10 protein-coding genes are annotated in these 18920 nt (G+C 40.8%); 8 read left to right on the forward strand and 2 right to left on the reverse strand.

Annotation, left to right across the window (positions count from 1 at the left end; all coding sequences use genetic code 11):
• Positions 1-6: 6 nt before the first annotated feature.
• On the reverse strand, positions 7-1023 hold the full coding sequence (gene galE, locus QP437_RS00640) for a UDP-glucose 4-epimerase GalE (protein ID WP_285266597.1): 1017 nt from the start codon (positions 1021-1023) through the stop codon (positions 7-9).
• Between the two features lie 204 nt (positions 1024-1227).
• Between galE and QP437_RS00645 the strand changes: the two genes are divergently transcribed.
• Positions 1228-4461 carry a S8 family serine peptidase gene (locus QP437_RS00645; protein WP_285266598.1) on the forward strand — a complete coding sequence of 1078 codons (3234 nt, stop codon included), beginning with the start codon at positions 1228-1230 and terminating at the stop codon, positions 4459-4461.
• 107 nt (positions 4462-4568) lie between these two features.
• On the opposite strand, the gene QP437_RS00650 is transcribed toward QP437_RS00645, so the two are convergent.
• Complete coding sequence (locus QP437_RS00650; RefSeq protein WP_005695476.1) at positions 4569-5099, reverse strand: inorganic diphosphatase; 531 nt, start codon at positions 5097-5099, stop codon at positions 4569-4571.
• Positions 5100-5300: 201 nt separating this feature from the next.
• Here QP437_RS00650 and QP437_RS00655 point away from each other — a divergent pair, with 201 nt between their 5' ends.
• The 7 genes from QP437_RS00655 (at position 5301) to QP437_RS00685 (ending at position 18872) form a co-directional block, all read left to right on the forward strand.
• A complete protein-coding gene (locus QP437_RS00655) occupies positions 5301-6617 on the forward strand; it encodes an NCS2 family permease (protein ID WP_285266599.1) in 1317 nt (438 codons plus the stop codon).
• A 180-nt stretch (positions 6618-6797) separates the two neighbouring features.
• Positions 6798-8177 (forward strand): tRNA 5-hydroxyuridine modification protein YegQ, encoded by a 1380-nt coding sequence (yegQ, locus tag QP437_RS00660; RefSeq protein ID WP_285266600.1) that lies wholly within the window; start codon positions 6798-6800, stop codon positions 8175-8177.
• A gap of 415 nt (positions 8178-8592) precedes the next feature.
• A complete protein-coding gene (locus QP437_RS00665) occupies positions 8593-11469 on the forward strand; it encodes an SNF2-related protein (RefSeq protein WP_336620755.1) in 2877 nt (958 codons plus the stop codon).
• 231 nt (positions 11470-11700) lie between these two features.
• Positions 11701-11886, forward strand: a complete 186-nt coding sequence (locus QP437_RS00670) for a hypothetical protein (protein WP_285266602.1) — start codon at positions 11701-11703, stop codon at positions 11884-11886.
• A gap of 2 nt (positions 11887-11888) precedes the next feature.
• Positions 11889-14192, forward strand: a complete 2304-nt coding sequence (locus tag QP437_RS00675; protein ID WP_285266603.1) for an AAA family ATPase — start codon at positions 11889-11891, stop codon at positions 14190-14192.
• Positions 14193-14200: 8 nt separating this feature from the next.
• A complete protein-coding gene (locus tag QP437_RS00680; protein ID WP_285266604.1) occupies positions 14201-16009 on the forward strand; it encodes a site-specific DNA-methyltransferase in 1809 nt (602 codons plus the stop codon).
• A gap of 151 nt (positions 16010-16160) precedes the next feature.
• Positions 16161-18872, forward strand: a complete 2712-nt coding sequence (locus QP437_RS00685; protein WP_285266605.1) for a DEAD/DEAH box helicase — start codon at positions 16161-16163, stop codon at positions 18870-18872.
• The last annotated feature ends 48 nt before the right edge of the window (positions 18873-18920 follow it).

Consider the following 18920-nt stretch of genomic DNA (forward strand, 5'->3'; position numbering starts at 1 on the left):
GTGAGATTAATCTCTGTATCCTTTCGGATTATTTTTTTGCCAATTCCAAGTGTCTTTCATCATTTGCTCAAGACCACGTTCAGCTGTCCAATTTAACTCTTTTGCTGCAAGACTTGGATCGGAATAGCATGTTGCAATATCACCAGGGCGACGTGCGACAAGACGATATGGAATTTCGATATTGTTTGCTTGTTCAAACGCTTTCACCATATCAAGCACAGAATAACCCGTACCAGTACCTAAGTTATAAATGTGTAAACCTGCGTCATTTTCATGGCGATTTAATGCTTTTAAGTGACCAATCGCTAAATCTACCACATGGATATAATCACGAACACCTGTACCATCATGAGTATCATAATCGCTACCAAACACCGAAAGTTGTGGTAATTTACCGATCGCAACTTGGCTGATGTAAGGCAATAAATTATTTGGAATACCATTTGGATCTTCACCAATCAAGCCGCTTGCGTGAGCGCCCACAGGGTTGAAATAACGTAAGATCGTCATACTAAATTGCGGTTCAGCTTTCGCAACATCAGTCAGAATTTGTTCCACCATGTATTTAGATGTACCGTAAGGGTTGGTTGTGCCACCCACTTTACAATCTTCCGTAATTGGAATAATTTCTGGATCACCATAAACCGTTGCAGATGAACTAAATACAAAGTTCCACACGCCTGCTTTTTTCATTTCTTGAATCAAAACAATCGTGCCTGATACGTTATTCATATAGTATTCAGCTGGCTTTTGAACACTTTCACCCACAGCTTTTAAACCCGCAAAATGGATGACCGATTGAATGCTGTTTTCAGCAAAGATTTTTTGTAATAAAGCTCGATCTAAAATATCGCCTTCATAAAATTTCACGTCTTTACCGGTAATTTCTTTGACTCGTTCTAAAGATTTTGCGGAGGAATTGCATAAATTATCCAATACCACCACTTCTTTATTTGCATTTAATAATTCCACTACGGTGTGTGAACCGATATAGCCGGCCCCACCTGTTACTAAAATCGCCATAGGTTACTCCTTAATCATTTTGTTCTCGAATTATAACATTGATTTCGACGATACATAAATTTATCCCCTCTTTTGACCGCACTTTGGTGTGATCGTTGTCACAGAATAAACATTTTTCTGTAGGAATTTGATTTGGGTCATTGAAGCGCCTGACGATGAAGCGAATAATAGCCTGCGAAAATCAAAAAGATAAAGGAAGACAACATGAAACCTCAAACACTTCAAAAAACCGCACTCGCACTACTTGTTGGTTGGTATGCTGCTAATGCAGCCGCTTATTCTGAACAAGGCCAAGCCGGTAATACAAAAAGTTGGGAAAGCGCTGAATACCTCAAAGACTGGGGCTTAACCTCAATGAATGCCTCCACGGCTTATGCTCTTGGCTTTAATGGTTCAGGTGTAAAAATCGGCGTGATGGATTCAGGTGTGCTATTAAACCACCCTGAATTTCAAGATGGTCGAATCCACGTTGTAAAAACGGAAGGGACTTATAGTAAAGATGGTATGCGTTATCCCGATGCATCGGTAGGAAATGGTCCAATTAATAAAAATGAACCCGTAAAAAACGGCAAACGCAATTTTGATAAAACAGATAATGGCATCTTCACTAAAGGTGAAGCCTTCAATATTGACGGTGCATGGCATAAATATACCAATGATGCACACGGTACGCACGTTGGCGGGACAATGGCGGCAAGCCGTGACGGCAATGAAATGCACGGTGTGGCTTTCGGCGCTAACCTCTATTCTGCCAATACTGGTGGTAACGACAACATGACCTATGGTCCAAACCAAGACTATGATTTCTTCTTACAAGGCTACTCTGCCCTAGCAGATGCCGGTGCCAAAGTAATTAATAACAGTTGGGGTTCAAACCGTCGTGTCAATTCATCCTTTGCCGGTGCCTTAGGCTATAAACCAAAATATGATTGGCGTGATGTGCCTGAATATGGCGTGCAATATTACGATGTACCAAAAGCACCTGAGCCAATATCTAGTCCTGTGGCACATATTTATTTAAGTAACTTAGGCGAGGCTGAAAAAGCTTATTATCAATTTGTCACGAGTGGTGAGAAAAACTTTGTTGATGCGGCTTATGAAGTGGCAAAAAATAAACAAGTGATTCAAGTTTTTACAGCGGGTAACCGCAGTATGATGGCGGAATCCTTTACGCGTGCGATGTTGCCTCATTTCAGACCTGATGCGGAAAAATACTGGGTAAACGTCACGGGGCAAGTCGGTGGTGAAGGCTATCCTAATGATTCAAATGACGATGTAAGTGATGAAAAAGCAGGCGCAGATATTCAAGAATTTAACCTAGCCGGCCATTCAAAATGGTGGACGATTGCGGCGCCATCTGCCAACATCTATTCCTCCTACATTCAATTACAAGACAACAATACTTATGGTGAGCCTATCTACAAATCAGCTGGTGGTACTTCAATGGCTGCACCTCACGTAAGTGGCGCGTTAGGTGTCATTCTTTCTCGCTATCCATACATGACAACCGATCAAGCACGTGATGTCATGCTGACCACAGCACGACAAACCACGCTTCGTAAAGGGCTTGAAGGTAAACCATTAGAACGTTGGGAAACCGAACAAGGTGTACCGAGTAACGTTTGGGGTTGGGGGATTTTAGATCTTGGCAAAGCCATGTTTGGTCCTGGTCAATTCTTAGGAAACGTGAAAATCAACCTCAACCAAAATGATGTTTGGTCAAATGATATTAGCGATAAAGCCATCAAAGCACGTCAAGTCGAAGATCAAGCTGAAGCCGTAACTTGGGCAACACGCAAAGCAGAATTACAAGCGTTAATGCAAAACCGTACAGGTGCGACAGCAGAAGAAAAAGCGGAATATCAAGTAGGTTTAGCGCGTGAAGTGGCTCGTAATGAACGTGCCGCACAAGGCTATGTTGGCGCCTTAACTAAAAATGGTGCTGGCACCTTAACCCTCACCGGTAATAACAGCTTCACTGGTGAAATTACTGTGAATGAAGGTCAGCTTTCAGGGTTAAATCAATCCCTTGGTTCGGCACAACAAGTCATCGTAAAACAAGGTGCAACATTGGAAGTATTACCGAAAGCGGAAGTCACTAAACCAAGTGAGAATGGATTTGTCACCGAAACCTTAACCAGCACCGCGAAAACTGTCACTGCAACAGTGGAAAAAGGTGGTCGTTTCTTACTGAATAATGGTATTGCTAACGTCAATGCAACCTTTGCTGACGGCTCTATTTTAGTGCCAAATAAATTTGACGAAGAAATTCTGCCTCAATTACAACAAGATCCACAAAAAGTGGTTTCAGTACAAGGTACTGGCTCATTTGTAGGAGCTGAAAATGCAGTAGTTGAAACACCTCGCACTTATGATTTCCTTACGGTGAAAAATGAAAGTAATGCGAATACATTGAAAGTGACCGTTCAGAAAAAAGCCCTTGCATCTGCAGCAACCACTGAAAATGAAGCGGCTATCGCCAACACCTTAGATGCAGCAACAAACAGCCCTGCTTACCAAAACCTTGTTTTGGGAACTGAAGAGAATGCTCGCCAAGCTTTTGCTCGTTTAAGCTATGATGAGGATCTCGCGGCTCAACAACACAATGTGTTAAATGGCTTATTGCTTCGTCAGCAACTTGCCCAACCAAGTGCGGTCAGAGCTCAGCTTGATGCAGGCACACAAATTTGGACAAGTGGCACCTTCACCCACTTCAGCACAGATAGCTTAAGCAGCCATGCGTACAATCAACTTGTGGGTATTGATACGACCATTGATACAAACAAACATTTAGGTGTATTTGTCGGCTCAACACAAAATAGCCACAAATTTGACCGCACTTCGAAAGATCGTGCCGTACATTTAGGCTTAACAGCTGAACATCGTTTCAACGTGTTAACACCGAAAATTGGCTTTATTCAAAGCTGGGGGAAACATGAACAACGTGCTGAATTTGCACAAGGCGTGAAAAGCCATAGCCAAACACAAAATGTCTTTGCTGAACTTGCCTACACAGGCTTAAAAGGCGAACATTTTGCGATTGAACCTTATGCTGGCTTAAGCTATATGCACATCAAAAACAAAGGTGTGACAAAAGACGAAGTGCAGTTAAAAGACAACAATCGTGATTTAATCGTCACCTCTGTAGGTTTACGTCCATCCATTCCATTTGCAATTGGTGGCGTTCAATTAAATCTATTAGGTGATGTGGCTTATCATCGTTTCCATAAAGATAAAGCCGCTGAAGGCAGCTTGGTGCTCAATAACCAAGGCGTAGCGAATCTTTATGGTAAAGAATTGAAAAATGTCGTCACGACAGGTGTGGCATTACAAGCGCAATTTACTCCGGCATTCGGGGTAAAAGTTGGCTATCAAGGTGCTTACAACCACGATACCAAAGCGAATAATGTGAATGCAGAACTACGTTTCTCATTTTAACGATATTCAATAAGACAAAAAGTGCGGTCAAAATTGACCGCACTTTTGCCCATAGATAAATAAAAAGGTATCAACTTGATGCCTTTTCAATTCATTAACATGAAAAATTAACGTTCATTCCAACGTTTGATTGATTCACGAATCACTTCTTTCGCTTCTTCTACATCGCCCCAGTGAGTCACTTTTGTTGAACCTGGTTTTTTCAATGCTTTGTAGTTGTTGAAGTGGAATTCAATTTGTTTGATTAATTGCGCTGGCACATCTGCAAGGCTGTTGTATGCATTGCCGGTATCGCGATCATCTGCTGGCACACAAACGATTTTATCGTCCACTTCGCCATCATCAACGAATTTCATTACACCGATTACTTTTGCTTCAAGGAATACACCTGTCGCAAGTGGTTGGCGAGTTAATAATAAAACGTCTAACTCATCGCCATCTTCGTCTAAAGTTTGCGGAATGAAACCATAGTTAGTTGGTTTTGCGAAGATCGCTGGCTCAACACGGTCTAATTGGAACGCTGCAACTTTACGGTTCCATTCGATTTTGTGGCAGCTACCTTCTGGAATTTCATTTACCACATTGATAATGCCAGCATCTACATCGCCTGGCGTTAAAATTTGATTAAAATCAGCCATTGTTTTTCCTTTTTTGATTACGTTAAAAACTTACAGAGTATAGCAGTTTTTAGTCGATAAAAAAATATGCGAAAAACATCCTCAAAACCAACCGCACTTTCCCGTCAGACTGACAAAAAAACGATTGCGCAAACGTTTACTTTTAAGTAATTTGCTATAAAATAGCACGTCTTTTTTTTGATTATTAACCTAGGGGACTTTATGTCAAGTTTAGAAAAAACCTTTGAACTCACCAAACGCGGTTCAACGGTTCGTCAAGAAATCATTGCGGGTTTAACCACCTTCTTAGCCATGGTGTATTCCGTGATTGTTGTGCCTAAAATGCTTGGTGATGCAGGCTTTCCGGCTGAATCAGTGTTTATCGCAACCTGTTTAGTCGCGGGGCTTGGTTCGATTTTAATCGGCTTTTGGGCAAATGCGCCAATGGCGATCGGTTGTGCCATTTCATTAACTGCCTTCACCGCATTTAGCTTAGTGATTGGTCAACATGTTTCTATTCCTGTGGCATTAGGTGCTGTATTCCTTATGGGTTTGGTGTTCACCTTAATTTCGGCAACAGGTATTCGTTCATGGATTTTACGTAACCTGCCATCAAGTATCGCGCACGGTGCAGGGATCGGGATCGGCTTATTCTTACTTTTAATCGCCGCAAACGGCGTAGGATTAGTGGTTGGCAACCAAGCGGGTTTACCGGTTAAATTAGGTGATTTCACCTCGTTCCCAGTAATGATGTCTTTAATCGGTCTTGCATTCATTATCGGCTTAGAAAAAATGAAAGTGAAAGGCGGAATTTTATGGGTTATCATCGCGATTACTATCGTAGGTTTAATCTTCGATCCAAACGTAACATTCAATGGCCAAATCTTCAAAATGCCAACCTTTGGTGAAAACTCACTTTTCTTACAATTAGATTTACAAGGTGCATTACAACCAGCCATTTTACCCATTGTCTTTGCTTTAGTGATGACTGCCGTATTTGATGCAACTGGTACTATTCGTGCCGTTGCAGGTCAAGCTGACTTATTAGATAAAGACGGACAAATCATCAACGGTGGCAAAGCCTTAACCTCTGACTCTGTAAGTAGCTTATTCTCAGGTTTATTCGGTACTGCGCCAGCCGCTGTTTATATCGAATCAGCAGCAGGGACAGCCGCAGGCGGTAAAACGGGAATCACCGCTATCGTGGTCGGCGTATTATTCTTATTAATGTTATTCTTCCAACCACTTGCCTTCTTAGTGCCTGGTTATGCAACTGCACCGGCGTTAATGTATGTGGGCTTATTAATGTTAAGCAATGTGAGCAAATTAGACTTCGATGATTTCGTAGGCGCAATGAGCGGCTTAGTTTGCGCGGTATTCATCGTACTCACGGCAAACATCGTGACCGGTATCATGCTTGGCTTTGCGGCATTAGTGATTGGTCGTATCGTGAGTGGCGATGTGAAAAAACTCAACATCGGCACAATTATCATCGCCATTGTACTTGTCGCATTCTATGCTGGCGGCTGGGCGATTTAATTAAATACAATTTTGATAAGGCGAACGAATAGTTCGCCTTTTTTATTTCTCGTCTCAAAAAACAATCGAAAAACCAACCGCACTTTTACTTTACAAATCCCTAAATCCGCCTAAAATACAGGCCTTTAATACGGTTTGCCAAAAGCAAGCTACTGACCTGAAATCAGACAAGAGAATATTATGACAACCCCATTTAAACCTGAATTACTCTCCCCTGCGGGCTCCCTTAAAAACATGCGCTACGCCTTTGCTTATGGCGCGGATGCCGTTTATGCAGGCCAACCCCGTTATAGCTTACGTGTACGCAACAATGAATTTAATCATGCCAATTTAAAAATCGGGATCGATGAAGCCCATGCGCTTGGCAAAAAATTCTATGTAGTGGTGAACATTGCACCGCATAACTCCAAGCTCAAAACCTTTATTAAAGATTTACAACCTGTGATCGACATGGGCCCTGATGCCTTAATTATGTCTGACCCAGGCTTAATCATGTTGGTGCGTGAAAACTTCCCGGATATTGATATTCACCTTTCTGTACAAGCGAATGCGGTAAACTGGGCAACGGTAAAATTCTGGAAACAAATGGGATTAACTCGTGTGATTTTATCGCGCGAATTGTCCATTGAAGAAATCGCTGAAATTCGCCAACACGTGCCCGATATCGAACTCGAAATTTTCGTACACGGTGCGTTGTGCATGGCATATTCTGGCCGTTGCTTACTTTCTGGCTATATCAACAAACGCGACCCAAACCAAGGAACTTGCACGAATGCTTGCCGTTGGGAATACAAAATGGAAGAAGGCACCACGGATGAAGTGGGCAACATCGTGCCAAAAATCGATCCTGCTCAACAAATCGAAGTGAAAAATGTCGCACCAACCTTAGGTGAAGGTGCAGTAACGGATAAGGTTTTCCTTTATACCGAATCACAAAAACCAGATGAACAAATGACGGCATTTGAAGATGAGCACGGCACCTACTTTATGAACTCAAAAGATCTGCGTGCCGTACAACACGTGGAAAAATTGACCGCACTTGGTGTGCATTCTTTAAAAATCGAAGGTCGTACTAAATCATTCTATTACTGCGCAAGAACCGCACAAGTTTACCGCAAAGCTATTGATGATGCGGCTGCAGGTAAACCATTTGATGAAAGCTTAATGGATACCTTGGAATCCCTTGCCCATCGTGGTTATACCGAAGGTTTCTTACGTCGTCATACGCACGATGAATACCAAAATTACGAATACGGCTACTCTATCTCTGAACGCCAACAATTTGTCGGTGAATTTACCGGTAAACGTAACGAGCAAGGTATGGCTGAAGTGGCAGTGAAAAACAAATTCTTGCTTGGTGATGAAATGGAAATGATGACCCCACAAGGCAATATCGTCTTTAAAATTGAAAAAATGCTCAATCGCAAAAATGAAAATGTGGAAGCCGCACTTGGCGATGGTCATTTTGTCTTTTTAGATGTGCCACAAGACATCCAACTTGATTATGCATTGTTGATGCGTAATTTGGTCAACACCAACACACGCAACCCACATAATTAATTTGTTAAAAAATTGTTGCATTTGTTAATGAATGCACTATAATACACTTCATACCTGATTTGTTAATTCAACAACTCATAGTATGACTCCAAATATTTTGCCCTTTCACCTTTTTGAAAGGGCTTTTTTTATGTCCTAAAAAGCACTCCAAATCATATAAAATACTCCATTTTAAAATCGATTAACTTCATATTATTTATGAAAAAATATATAAGAAATCATTCTTGACATTAAAATAAGATTAGGGGTAAATTAAACAAAAGTAATTAAAGTGTTCATAAATATAAAGGATGATTTTATGTTTACCACTTCCCTCCTATACTGTACCTACTCAACTCAAGATGAAGTTCAAATTTCGTCTAAGAGATACATCATACTCACACTTTAAAAAATACATTTGGAGCATCCTAAATATATGTGTCTACATCAACTGACTCCTCATCAATCCAAATATTACGCCTGGCTTTTAACCCGTCAAGCCGAGGGCGGCAGTATGGATTCGTTAGCAACAACATTGGTTGATGCCCAAGTCGATTTAAACCCACATCAAGTTGATGCTGCCTTGTTTGCCTGCAAAAATCCTTTGTCAAAAGGTGTAATTTTGGCAGATGAAGTGGGTTTAGGAAAAACCATCGAAGCGGGCTTGGTGATATTGCAGCATTGGGCAGAACGCAAACGTAAAATTCTGATTATCACTCCTGCTAACTTGCGCAAACAATGGCATCAGGAGCTACAAGAAAAATTTGGCTTGCAGGGCATGATTTTGGAGGCTAAAAGTTACAATGCCATAAAAAAAACAGGCAGAAACCCTTTTCGTCAAGAAAATCCCGTTATCTGCTCCTATCAATTTGCTAAATCTAAAGCAGATGATATTAAGCAAATTGGATGGGATTTGGTTGTATTAGATGAAGCTCACCGTCTGCGCAATGTTTATAAGAAAAACAATGTTATCGGTAAAACTTTAAAAGAAGCATTGGAAAACGTATCCAGCAAGGTTCTATTAACTGCTACCCCTTTGCAAAATTCTCTGCTTGAACTTTACGGCTTGGTCAGCATGATAGATGACCGTGTTTTTGGCGACTTAGATAGTTTTCGTGCTCAATTTGGTGCAAAAGCCACAGAACAGACCTTATTCCATCTGCGCCAGCGACTCAGCCCTGTTTGTCAACGTACCTTACGCCGCCAAGTACAGGCTTATGTTCCCTACACTCAGCGCCTTGCCATCCTGCAAAAATTTACTCCATCCGACCAAGAACGAGAATTTTCTCATTTGGTTGCCGAATATCTGCGCCGTCCGAATCTGCAAGCAATGCCAGAAGGGCAACGGCAGCTTATTTCCCTAGTGTTGTGGAAACTTTTAGCCTCTAGTAGCCGTGCTATTGCTGGTGCACTGGATACTATGACCAAACGCCTGCAAGGTGTATTGGCAGAATCAACCGCACAAGACCTGGTCGAAACTCTGGACGAAGATTATGAAAGCTTAGATGAAACTGCAGAAGAATGGGAGGAAGAAAACGAATCGAACATTCTGACTGCTGATGAATATCAAGCGATTGCCGATGAAATTGAAGAGCTTAAACATTTTAAACAACTTGCTGAAAACATCCGAGAAGACGCAAAAAGCCGTGCATTATTGACCGCACTTTCCACGGCCTTTGCTAAATTGAAAGAACTTGGTGCAGCGCAAAAAGCCATTATTTTTACCGAATCCAAACGCACCCAAGCCTATCTCTTAGAATGTCTTGCTCAAACTGACTACGCAGGCGAGAATGGTGACGGTATCGTGTTATTCAACGGTACAAACAGTGACCCAGAAGCACAAAAAATCTATAAAGACTGGCTCAAACGACATGAAGGCAGCGATAAAATTACTGGCTCCAAAACTGCCGATACCCGTGCCGCTTTGGTAGAGCATTTCAAAGAGCGTGGCACCATCATGATTGCCACTGAAGCGGGTGCAGAAGGCATTAACCTACAATTCTGCTCACTCATTATCAATTACGATCTGCCTTGGAATCCGCAGCGCGTAGAACAGCGCATCGGACGCTGTCACCGCTATGGGCAAAAACATGATGTCGTTGTAGTGAATTTTGTTGATGAAACCAATGAAGCCGACCAACGTGTTTACGAATTGCTTGAACAAAAATTTAAGCTTTTTAATGGTGTATTTGGTGCCAGCGACGAAGTATTGGGAGCAATCGGTAGTGGTGTAGATATCGAACGCCGCATTGCTGAAATCTATCGCCAATGCCGCCAGTCCGACGAGATCAAATCTGCCTTTGATAGCCTACAAAGTGAGCTATCGGACGAAATTAACCAAAACATGATGAAAGCCCGTCAAACCCTGCTGGAAAATTTTGATGAAGAAGTCCGCGAAAGGCTACGCATCCGTGCCGAAGAAAGCCAAGAAGCACTCAACAAATACGAAAAAATCTTAATGGAGTTAACCCGAAGCGAACTTGGTGACAGTTCAGACTTCTATGACGGTGGTTTTATACTCAATAGGCTACCTGAAAATCTTTCAGACGACCTTGATATTCTAATAGGACGATACGAACTGCCGCGAAAAAGTGGCGAAGCCTATCTCTACCGCATCACCCATCCCTTGGCACAAGCCATCATCGATCGCGCCAAAAAACGCGATTGTCCACCAGTACGGCTAATTCTTGATTATCAAGGGCATAACGGCAGGATCAGTACACTCGAACCCTATCGCGGACGAAGCGGACAACTGATTGCCAAACTCATCAGCATTAGCGCACTGGGTGATACGGAACAGCACATACTGATTGCCGCTGTAACCGAAAACGGTGAAATTCTACAAGCTGACGATCCTGAAAAACTTTTGCGTCTGCCTGCACGTATTGCTGAAGCCACAATAAAAACCGAATTTCAGACGACCTTACTCAATAATATAGCTGAACGCCGCCAAACGCTATTAAAGCAAGCCACTGAACGGAATTTAGGTTTTTTTGAGGAGGAAGTGCAAAAACTAGACGACTGGGCAGATGATTTAAAACAAGGTTTGGAACAGGAGATTAAAGAAACCGATCGTGAAATCAAAGAAGTCCGCCGCACCGCCGCCACTTCCGCTACGTTGGAAGAAAAACTAAGCTGGCAGAAAAAACAGCGCGAATTAGAAAACAAACGCAGCCGCCAACGCCGAGAACTTTTTGATAAACAAGATGAAATCGAAGCGCAGCGTAACAAACTGATTGAAGATTTGGAAGAAAGTTTGAAACAGAAGGTGGAAGAGGAAGAATTGTTTTTTATTGAGTGGGAGATGGTTTAATGGAGCTTTATCAAAATCTTTCTAGAAACTCTAATATCGTTTCGTATCAAATTTTTGAAGATTCTATTCATGTTGTATTTAAGAGTGGGCGTTATAGAAACTATTTATATACATATGTTAAACCAGGTAGATATGCAGTAGAACAGATGAAGAATTTAGCAGTACAAGGGATAGGTCTTAATTCCTATATTTCATCTGTAGTAAAAACTAATTATGCGAGGAAATGGTAAGATGAAATCACCAGATGAAGAATTAATCGAATTAATTTTTCCTTCTTTAATTGAAGAAAAGTTATTTTTAGCTACTGATTTAGATCGCTATCAAGAGAAAATTGCTACAGGTTCAATGAAAGAGGAAGATTGGTTATTGGCTATAGAAAAAGCTATAGATAAAACAAATATGGGAATTGGAGAATAAAAATGTCGACTATTTCATTAAAAAGTTTATCTATTGAAAATCTTAGAGGTTCTGTAACGCCTTTTGTTCTGAATTTTGAAAAAGGCAAAAAACTGACGATCATTTATGGAGAAAATGGTACGGGGAAATCCACAATTTCAGATGCTTTTGATTTACTGGGGAATAGCAAAATTGGTTCTTTGGAAAATAGGGGCGTTGGATCTTCTACAAAAACATATTGGCCGTCTGTTGGGAAATCTCATTCAGATGTCAAAGTTTCATTAGAAACTTCAAGTGGTACCTGCATATTATCTTTAGACAAGAAAAATGTATCTGTTGATTTTGAAGTATTAAGACCACAGGTATCAGTATTGCGCCGCAGTGAGATATTAAGATTAATAGCTGTACAACCAGCAGAACGCTATAAGGAAATTCGTCAATTTATTGATGTATCTGGAATTGAAGCATCAGAAAATACATTAAGAAAACTAATCAATAATAAGGAGCGAGATTTTGATACTGCAATAACACGTGTAAGTGAAAATAGAAATACTATCGAACATTTTTGGAAACAAGTAAATTGTCCAGTACATGATGTTATTTCGTGGGCAAAAGATGAAGTAAAAAAAGACGTAGCTCATCTTGAAAAAAAGAAAAATAATATTGATGTCTTAATTTCTTATTGGAACAAAATTGAAGGAGGATACGAAAAGTACCTGCAAATCTGTAATGAAATAGAGAATGCTGAAACCAAACTAGCTAACGATCAGGTTACACTAACCAAGCTAAGCGAAGCAGCTTCCAATAATTATTTAGAAATCATAGATATTCTTCAAGCTGCACAAAAATATTTTCATAAACATGATACCTTGGAAAAATGTCCACTTTGTGGAAGTTCTGAAAATATAAGTAATTTAGTTGAGAATGTAAATAAGCAGATTGAAGAAAATGGACTGGTTGGGAAATTGAATAGTGTAAAACAAACCGTTTCGAGAAGTGAAATTTCCCTAAGAAGTAAGAAACAACAGTTAGAGGATTTTTTAAAAAATACAAGAGATGATTTTAAAAAATTAGAAAACTACTGTTTGAATACATCTGAGATTCAAGACCTAGATCTTCCATTTTTTCCAGCACCCGAAAATCCAACGCAATGGTTAGAATGGACTACGGTACACAATAAGAAAGAATCTTGGAGAAAAGAAGCAGATAGATGCATAGATAGTAAGAATTTTATAGAGACATTACGACGTTCATTAAATGATCTTGCAAATAATGAAAATATTGTTAACGAATTATCTGTAACATTACCTAAATTGAAAAGAGTACTAGATATTATTGAGAGTAAGCGTAAGGAATATACAGACAATATTCTTGAGGCAATCTCAATAAGAGTCGGCGAACTTTATGAGTTAATTCATCCTAATGAAGGTTTAGATAAAATTACCCTAGCATTAGATGCAGCCAAAAGAGGTTCTTTAGATATTTCAATGGAATTTGGCGGAAAACAAGATACTCCTCCGCAAGCATATTTTAGTGATTCTCATTTGGATACTTTGGGACTTTGTGTATTTTTAGCTTTAGCTGAACGTGAAAATCCAGAACAAAAAATATTGGTTTTAGATGACGTATTAGGTAGTGTAGACGAACCCCATGTAGAGCGTGTTATCGGCATGATTTACGACGTAATCCAGAAATTCCAACATACTATCGTTACAACACACTATCGACCTTGGCGAGAGAAATTTCGCTGGGGTATTTTAAAACCTGAACAAGGTTGCCAATTTGTAGAGTTAAAACACTGGTCGTTGGATAGTGGAATGGCTTTAACTGGATCAATCACAGAGATTGTTCGGCTAAAAAATTTACTCGATGATTCTGATCCAGACATACAATCTATTACTGGGAAAGCTGGTGTTATTTTAGAGGCTTTGCTGGATTTCCTAACTATAAAATATGCTTGTGCAGTTCCAAGAAAAGTAGGAAATACTTATGTACTAAGTGATTTATTGGGAGCTGTAAATGGTAAATTACTAAGAGAGCTGAAGGTTGAAAAAATAAGCGAACAAAATAATGAAGAAATTCAAATTGGTGAAATTTTAAAAGAGATACAACAAATTGCTCAAACACGAAATGTTATTGGCGCACATTTCAATGAACTTTCGTTTAATCTTTATCCTCAAGATGGATTAAGATTTGCAAAATTAGTTGAGCAATTATGTGATGCTTTAATTTGTCCGGATTATGGATGGCCAAATAAAGATACTGGAAGTTATTGGAAAAATGGTGGAGATACACGCCGGCTACACCCACTAAAGAAACCGAGTTAGGAAATAGTATGACCAAACAAAAACTAGAACTCACCTGGATAGGCAAACATAAACGTCCGAAGTTAGAAGCGCGGATATTACTGGAAGCCCCTGACAAATCCTATCATGCCAAAGTGCGGTCGGAGGCGGCAGCGTTTGACAACCGATTGATTTTCGGTGATAACCTGCTTGCGCTTAAGGCATTGGAACAGGAATTTACGGGTAAGGTGAAGTGTATTTATATAGATCCCCCATATAATACAGGTGCTGCATTTGAACACTATGATGATGGATTAGAGCATTCCATTTGGCTTGGCTTAATTAAAGAAAGATTAGAAATATTAAGAAAACTACTGACTAAAGATGGAGTTATATTTATCCATATTGATGACAAGGAAATGGCTTATTTAAAAATTCTTTGTGATGAAATTTTTGGCCGAAATCAATTTTTGAATATGGTTGTTGTAAAAACATCTGATCCTTCAGGACATAAAACTGTAAATCCATCTCCATATTCTCAGACAGAATATATTTTAATGTATGCCAAGGATAGATCTTCATATAAATATGATCAAATTTATGTTGAAAGTGGCTATGACTCGGGATATGGAAAAATTATTCTAAATAAAGAAGAACATTACTCAAATTGGAAGATTGGAGGTTTAAATGAGGTTGTTGCTTCATCTCTGGGTTTTGAGAATACACGTGTAGCACGAAAAAAAATGGGAAGAATGACATTTGATGCACTTGTTGCTGGATATGCTTTGGAACATAGAGACTGCGTATTCCAATCTACAGCAATTAGCAATGCTGCAGGGAGAACTATTGTTGAAGCAAGAGATAAGTCTAAGAATTTAAAGGATCAAGTAATTCATATAGAAAGAGACGATTTTGACGATATATATATTTTGAACGGAAGGCAAATCTATTTTTATTCTTCTAAAGTGAAAGAAATTGATGGTGAACTTGTTCCCGCGAAACCATTAACAAATTTATGGACTGATATTCCTTGGAATGGAATTGCTAATGAAGGAAATGTTGAATTTAAGAATGGTAAAAAACCAGAACGATTGATTAAACGAATTTTAGAGATTTCTACCAACCCCGGCGACCTCGTCCTAGATTCTTTCGCAGGCTCAGGTACTACCGGTGCAGTTGCCCATAAAATGGGGCGGCGTTGGATTATGGTGGAGCTGGGCGAGCATTGCCATACCCACATTATCCCGCGCCTGCAAAAAGTGATAGACGGCGAAGATCAGGGCGGCATTTCCAAAGCGGTGAACTGGCAGGGAGGCGGCGGATTCCGCTATTTCCGCCTTGCGCCGACATTAATTGTCAACGACAAATGGGGCAATCAAATCATCAATCCCGACTACAACCCTGAAATGCTGGCGGAAGCCTTGGCGAAGCTGGAGGGATTTACCTATATTCCGTCTGAAAACCTTTGGTGGCAGCACGGCTATTCGAGCGAAAACGATTTTATCTACGTTACCACCCAAAGCTTATCTGTCGAACAGTTGCAAGTGCTTTCAGACGAGGTTGGAGCAGGCCGCAGCCTGCTAATCTGCTGCTCTGCTTGGCGTGGGATTACGGCAGATCAGGCAGCGGAGCGTTTTCCTAATCTTTCCTTAAAAAAAATCCCCAAAATGATTTTGAAACGCTGCGAATGGGGGCACGACGATTACAGTTTGAACGTCGCCAATCTTCCGATGGCGGAAGAAGCAACAGAACAAAGGCCGTCTGAAAACCAACCCGCTGCCAAAACCAAACCCGTGAAACGCAAAAGTGCGGTCGAAAATCAGGGCGGATTGTTTGAAGGAATGGATAGTGATGAATAATACCTGTGCAGGCAATATCTCAGAAACCTCTTAAATCCTGAGTCTTTATTATGCTACTACCCTAATCGGTAACTCAGCCCAACAAGCGTTTAAGTTACTTGAAAAGTTTGAGTAACGATTAATATAAAAGATTAAAACAAGAGATTAAATTATGAGCATCAAAACTCAAAATTACATTAACGGACGTTTATCTTTGCGTGCACCGCAAGCAGAAAGTTTGGCGAAGTTAAAGCAGGCGTTAGATGCTACACCGGAAATGGCGCAGAAAGATCGTGATGTAACGGCGGTGTTGAATACCTTGAAAGCCAAATTCCCAACCTTGCAGGATTTTGAGCGTGAATTTCCGTCATTGTGCTTTGCTTTGGCAACGGGGGTGGGGAAAACCCGCCTAATGGGGGCTTTTATCGCCTATCTGCATTTGGCACACGGCATCAATAATTTTTTTGTACTTGCACCGAACCTGACGATTTATAACAAGCTGATTACCGACTTTACACCGAATACACCGAAATATGTATTTAAAGGCATCAGTGAATTTGCAGTAAATCCACCCAAGCTGATTAGTGGAGACAACTATGAGCAGCAGAATTTGACTATGGGGATGGATAATCTTTTTGGTGAGATTACCATTAATGTATTCAATATTTCCAAGATAAATAGCGAAGTGCGCGGCGGTAAAGAACCAAAAATCAAGCGGATGCGTGAAGTGCTAGGCGATAGTTATTTCAATTATCTGGCGAATCTGCCCGATTTGGTGTTGCTGATGGATGAATCACATCGCTATCGGGCGCAGGCGGGGATGCGGGCAATTAATGAATTAAATCCGCTTTTTGGCTTGGAGTTAACTGCCACGCCATTTGTGGAATCCACTAAAGCGCCTATTCCATTCAAAAACGTGATTGTAGATTATCCTTTGGCTCGGGCAATGGACGATGGTTTTGTCAAAATGCCTGCGGTGGTTACGCAGCGCAATTTTGATGCGAAAAATTATACGCCCGAAGAAATTGAGAAAATCAAGTTAGAAGACGGCGTGCGTGTACATGAAAACACCAAGGTCGAGCTTATAACTTATGCTCGGGAAAATAATGTTGCCGTGGTGAAGCCTTTTATGCTGGTGATTGCCCGCGATACTACGCACGCGGCGCAATTATTGTCTTTACTGGAGTCGGACAACTTTTATAACGGGCGTTATCAGGGCAAAGTGATTCAGGTGGATTCGAGTAAATCAGGCAAAGACGAAGAAGAAATGATTGAACGACTTTTGGCGGTGGAAAGTGTGGATGAGCCGACGGAAATCGTGATTCATGTCAATATGCTCAAAGAGGGCTGGGACGTTACCAATCTTTATACCATCGTACCGCTGCGCGCTGCCAATGCTAGAACGCTGATCGAGCAATCTATCGGACGCGGTTTGCGTCTGCCTTACGGCAAACGTACGGGAGTGGAAGTGGTGGATAGATTGAACATTATCGCTCACGACCGCTTTCAGGAAATCATTGATGAAGCTAATAAAGGTGATTCGGTATTGAAATTGAAACAGGTAATTTTGGATGCGCCGAGTGAGGACGATAAAAAAGTTAGCGTGCAGGTGTATAGTGGTGTGGAAACGAAATTGGGATTGGTAGAAATGTCGTCTGAAAATACAAAACAAGGTATTTCAGAAGCCAATTCTTCAGTTGATTATCAGCCTGTTTTTAAAACTGAAACCGAAAAGCGCATTGCCCGAAAGGTAATGGAAGCTGCGGCAAAATATGCTACCCGCCCAAGTGAAGCGCCAACTTCCCAAGCATTATTGACAGTGGAAATCCGCGAAAAAATCGTTCAAGAAGTTCAGATGGCATTACAACCGGTTCAAGGGGAATTGCCGATAGATGAGCTGGATATAGCCGAGATTGTTGCTAAAACCACAGAAACAATGGTGAATCAAACCATCGATATTCCTAGAATTACAGTTGTACCCAGCGGGGAAGTCAGCACGGGATTCCATCCGTTCAAACTCGATTTAAGCAGCCTGCATCTACAACCGAGTGAACGTGAAATCACTATTCACAACCTGCACACCAACGAGCAAAGTAGCCTGTCTGCTGAATTGGGTATGAAGGAAAAACGCCCTGAAGACTATATTGTTTTTTCGCTGATGGATTTCGACGATATTGACTATTTTACCCAAGCCGACTTGCTTTACGATTTGGCGGGACAGATGGTAGCACACCTGCGCGCTTATTTATCCGAAGAGGAAGTTTTGAGTGTGCTGGATAAAGAACGTCGTCTGATTGCCCGTGAAATCCATGCCCAAATGATGGCACATTTTTGGGAAAAAGCGGCGAGCTATGAAGCTCGTGTTAGCCAAGGATTTAGTACGCTCAAACCATGTAACTATACTATTTCAGCTGATGAAGCGATTCATTCTGTGCGACAAACACCAAAAGATGTCAGCCGTATTAAGCAAATGCTGTTTGGCTGCTTTTCCAAGTGTCTGTATCCCTTACAAAAATTCGACTCTGATACTGAACGCCGTTTTGCTGTGATTCTGGAACGAGACGCGCAAAAATGGTTCAAGCCTGCCCAAGGACAATTCCAAATCTACTGGAAATCTGGTTTGGATTCTAAAGAATATATTCCTGATTTTGTTGTAGAAACCGAAGATTCTATCTGGCTTGTCGAAACCAAAGCAGGCAAAGATTTAAAAGATCCTGAAGTTTTGGCAAAAGCTGATGCAGCTTTTGAATGGTGCAAACATGCTACGGATTATGCGTTGCAGCACAATGGTAAGCATTGGCGTTATGTGATGATTCCGCATGATGAAGTTGCCGAATCAAAAAAATTGGCGGATTTTTTAAGATTTGAGAAAAAGGAACTTTGAAAATAATTAAAACCATTCAATATTTACTTTAATAAGTAGTCGTTTTTT

It is taken from the genome of Haemophilus sp. UMB1048, from assembly GCF_030218125.1.
Classification (GTDB): Bacteria; Pseudomonadota; Gammaproteobacteria; order Enterobacterales; family Pasteurellaceae; genus Haemophilus_D.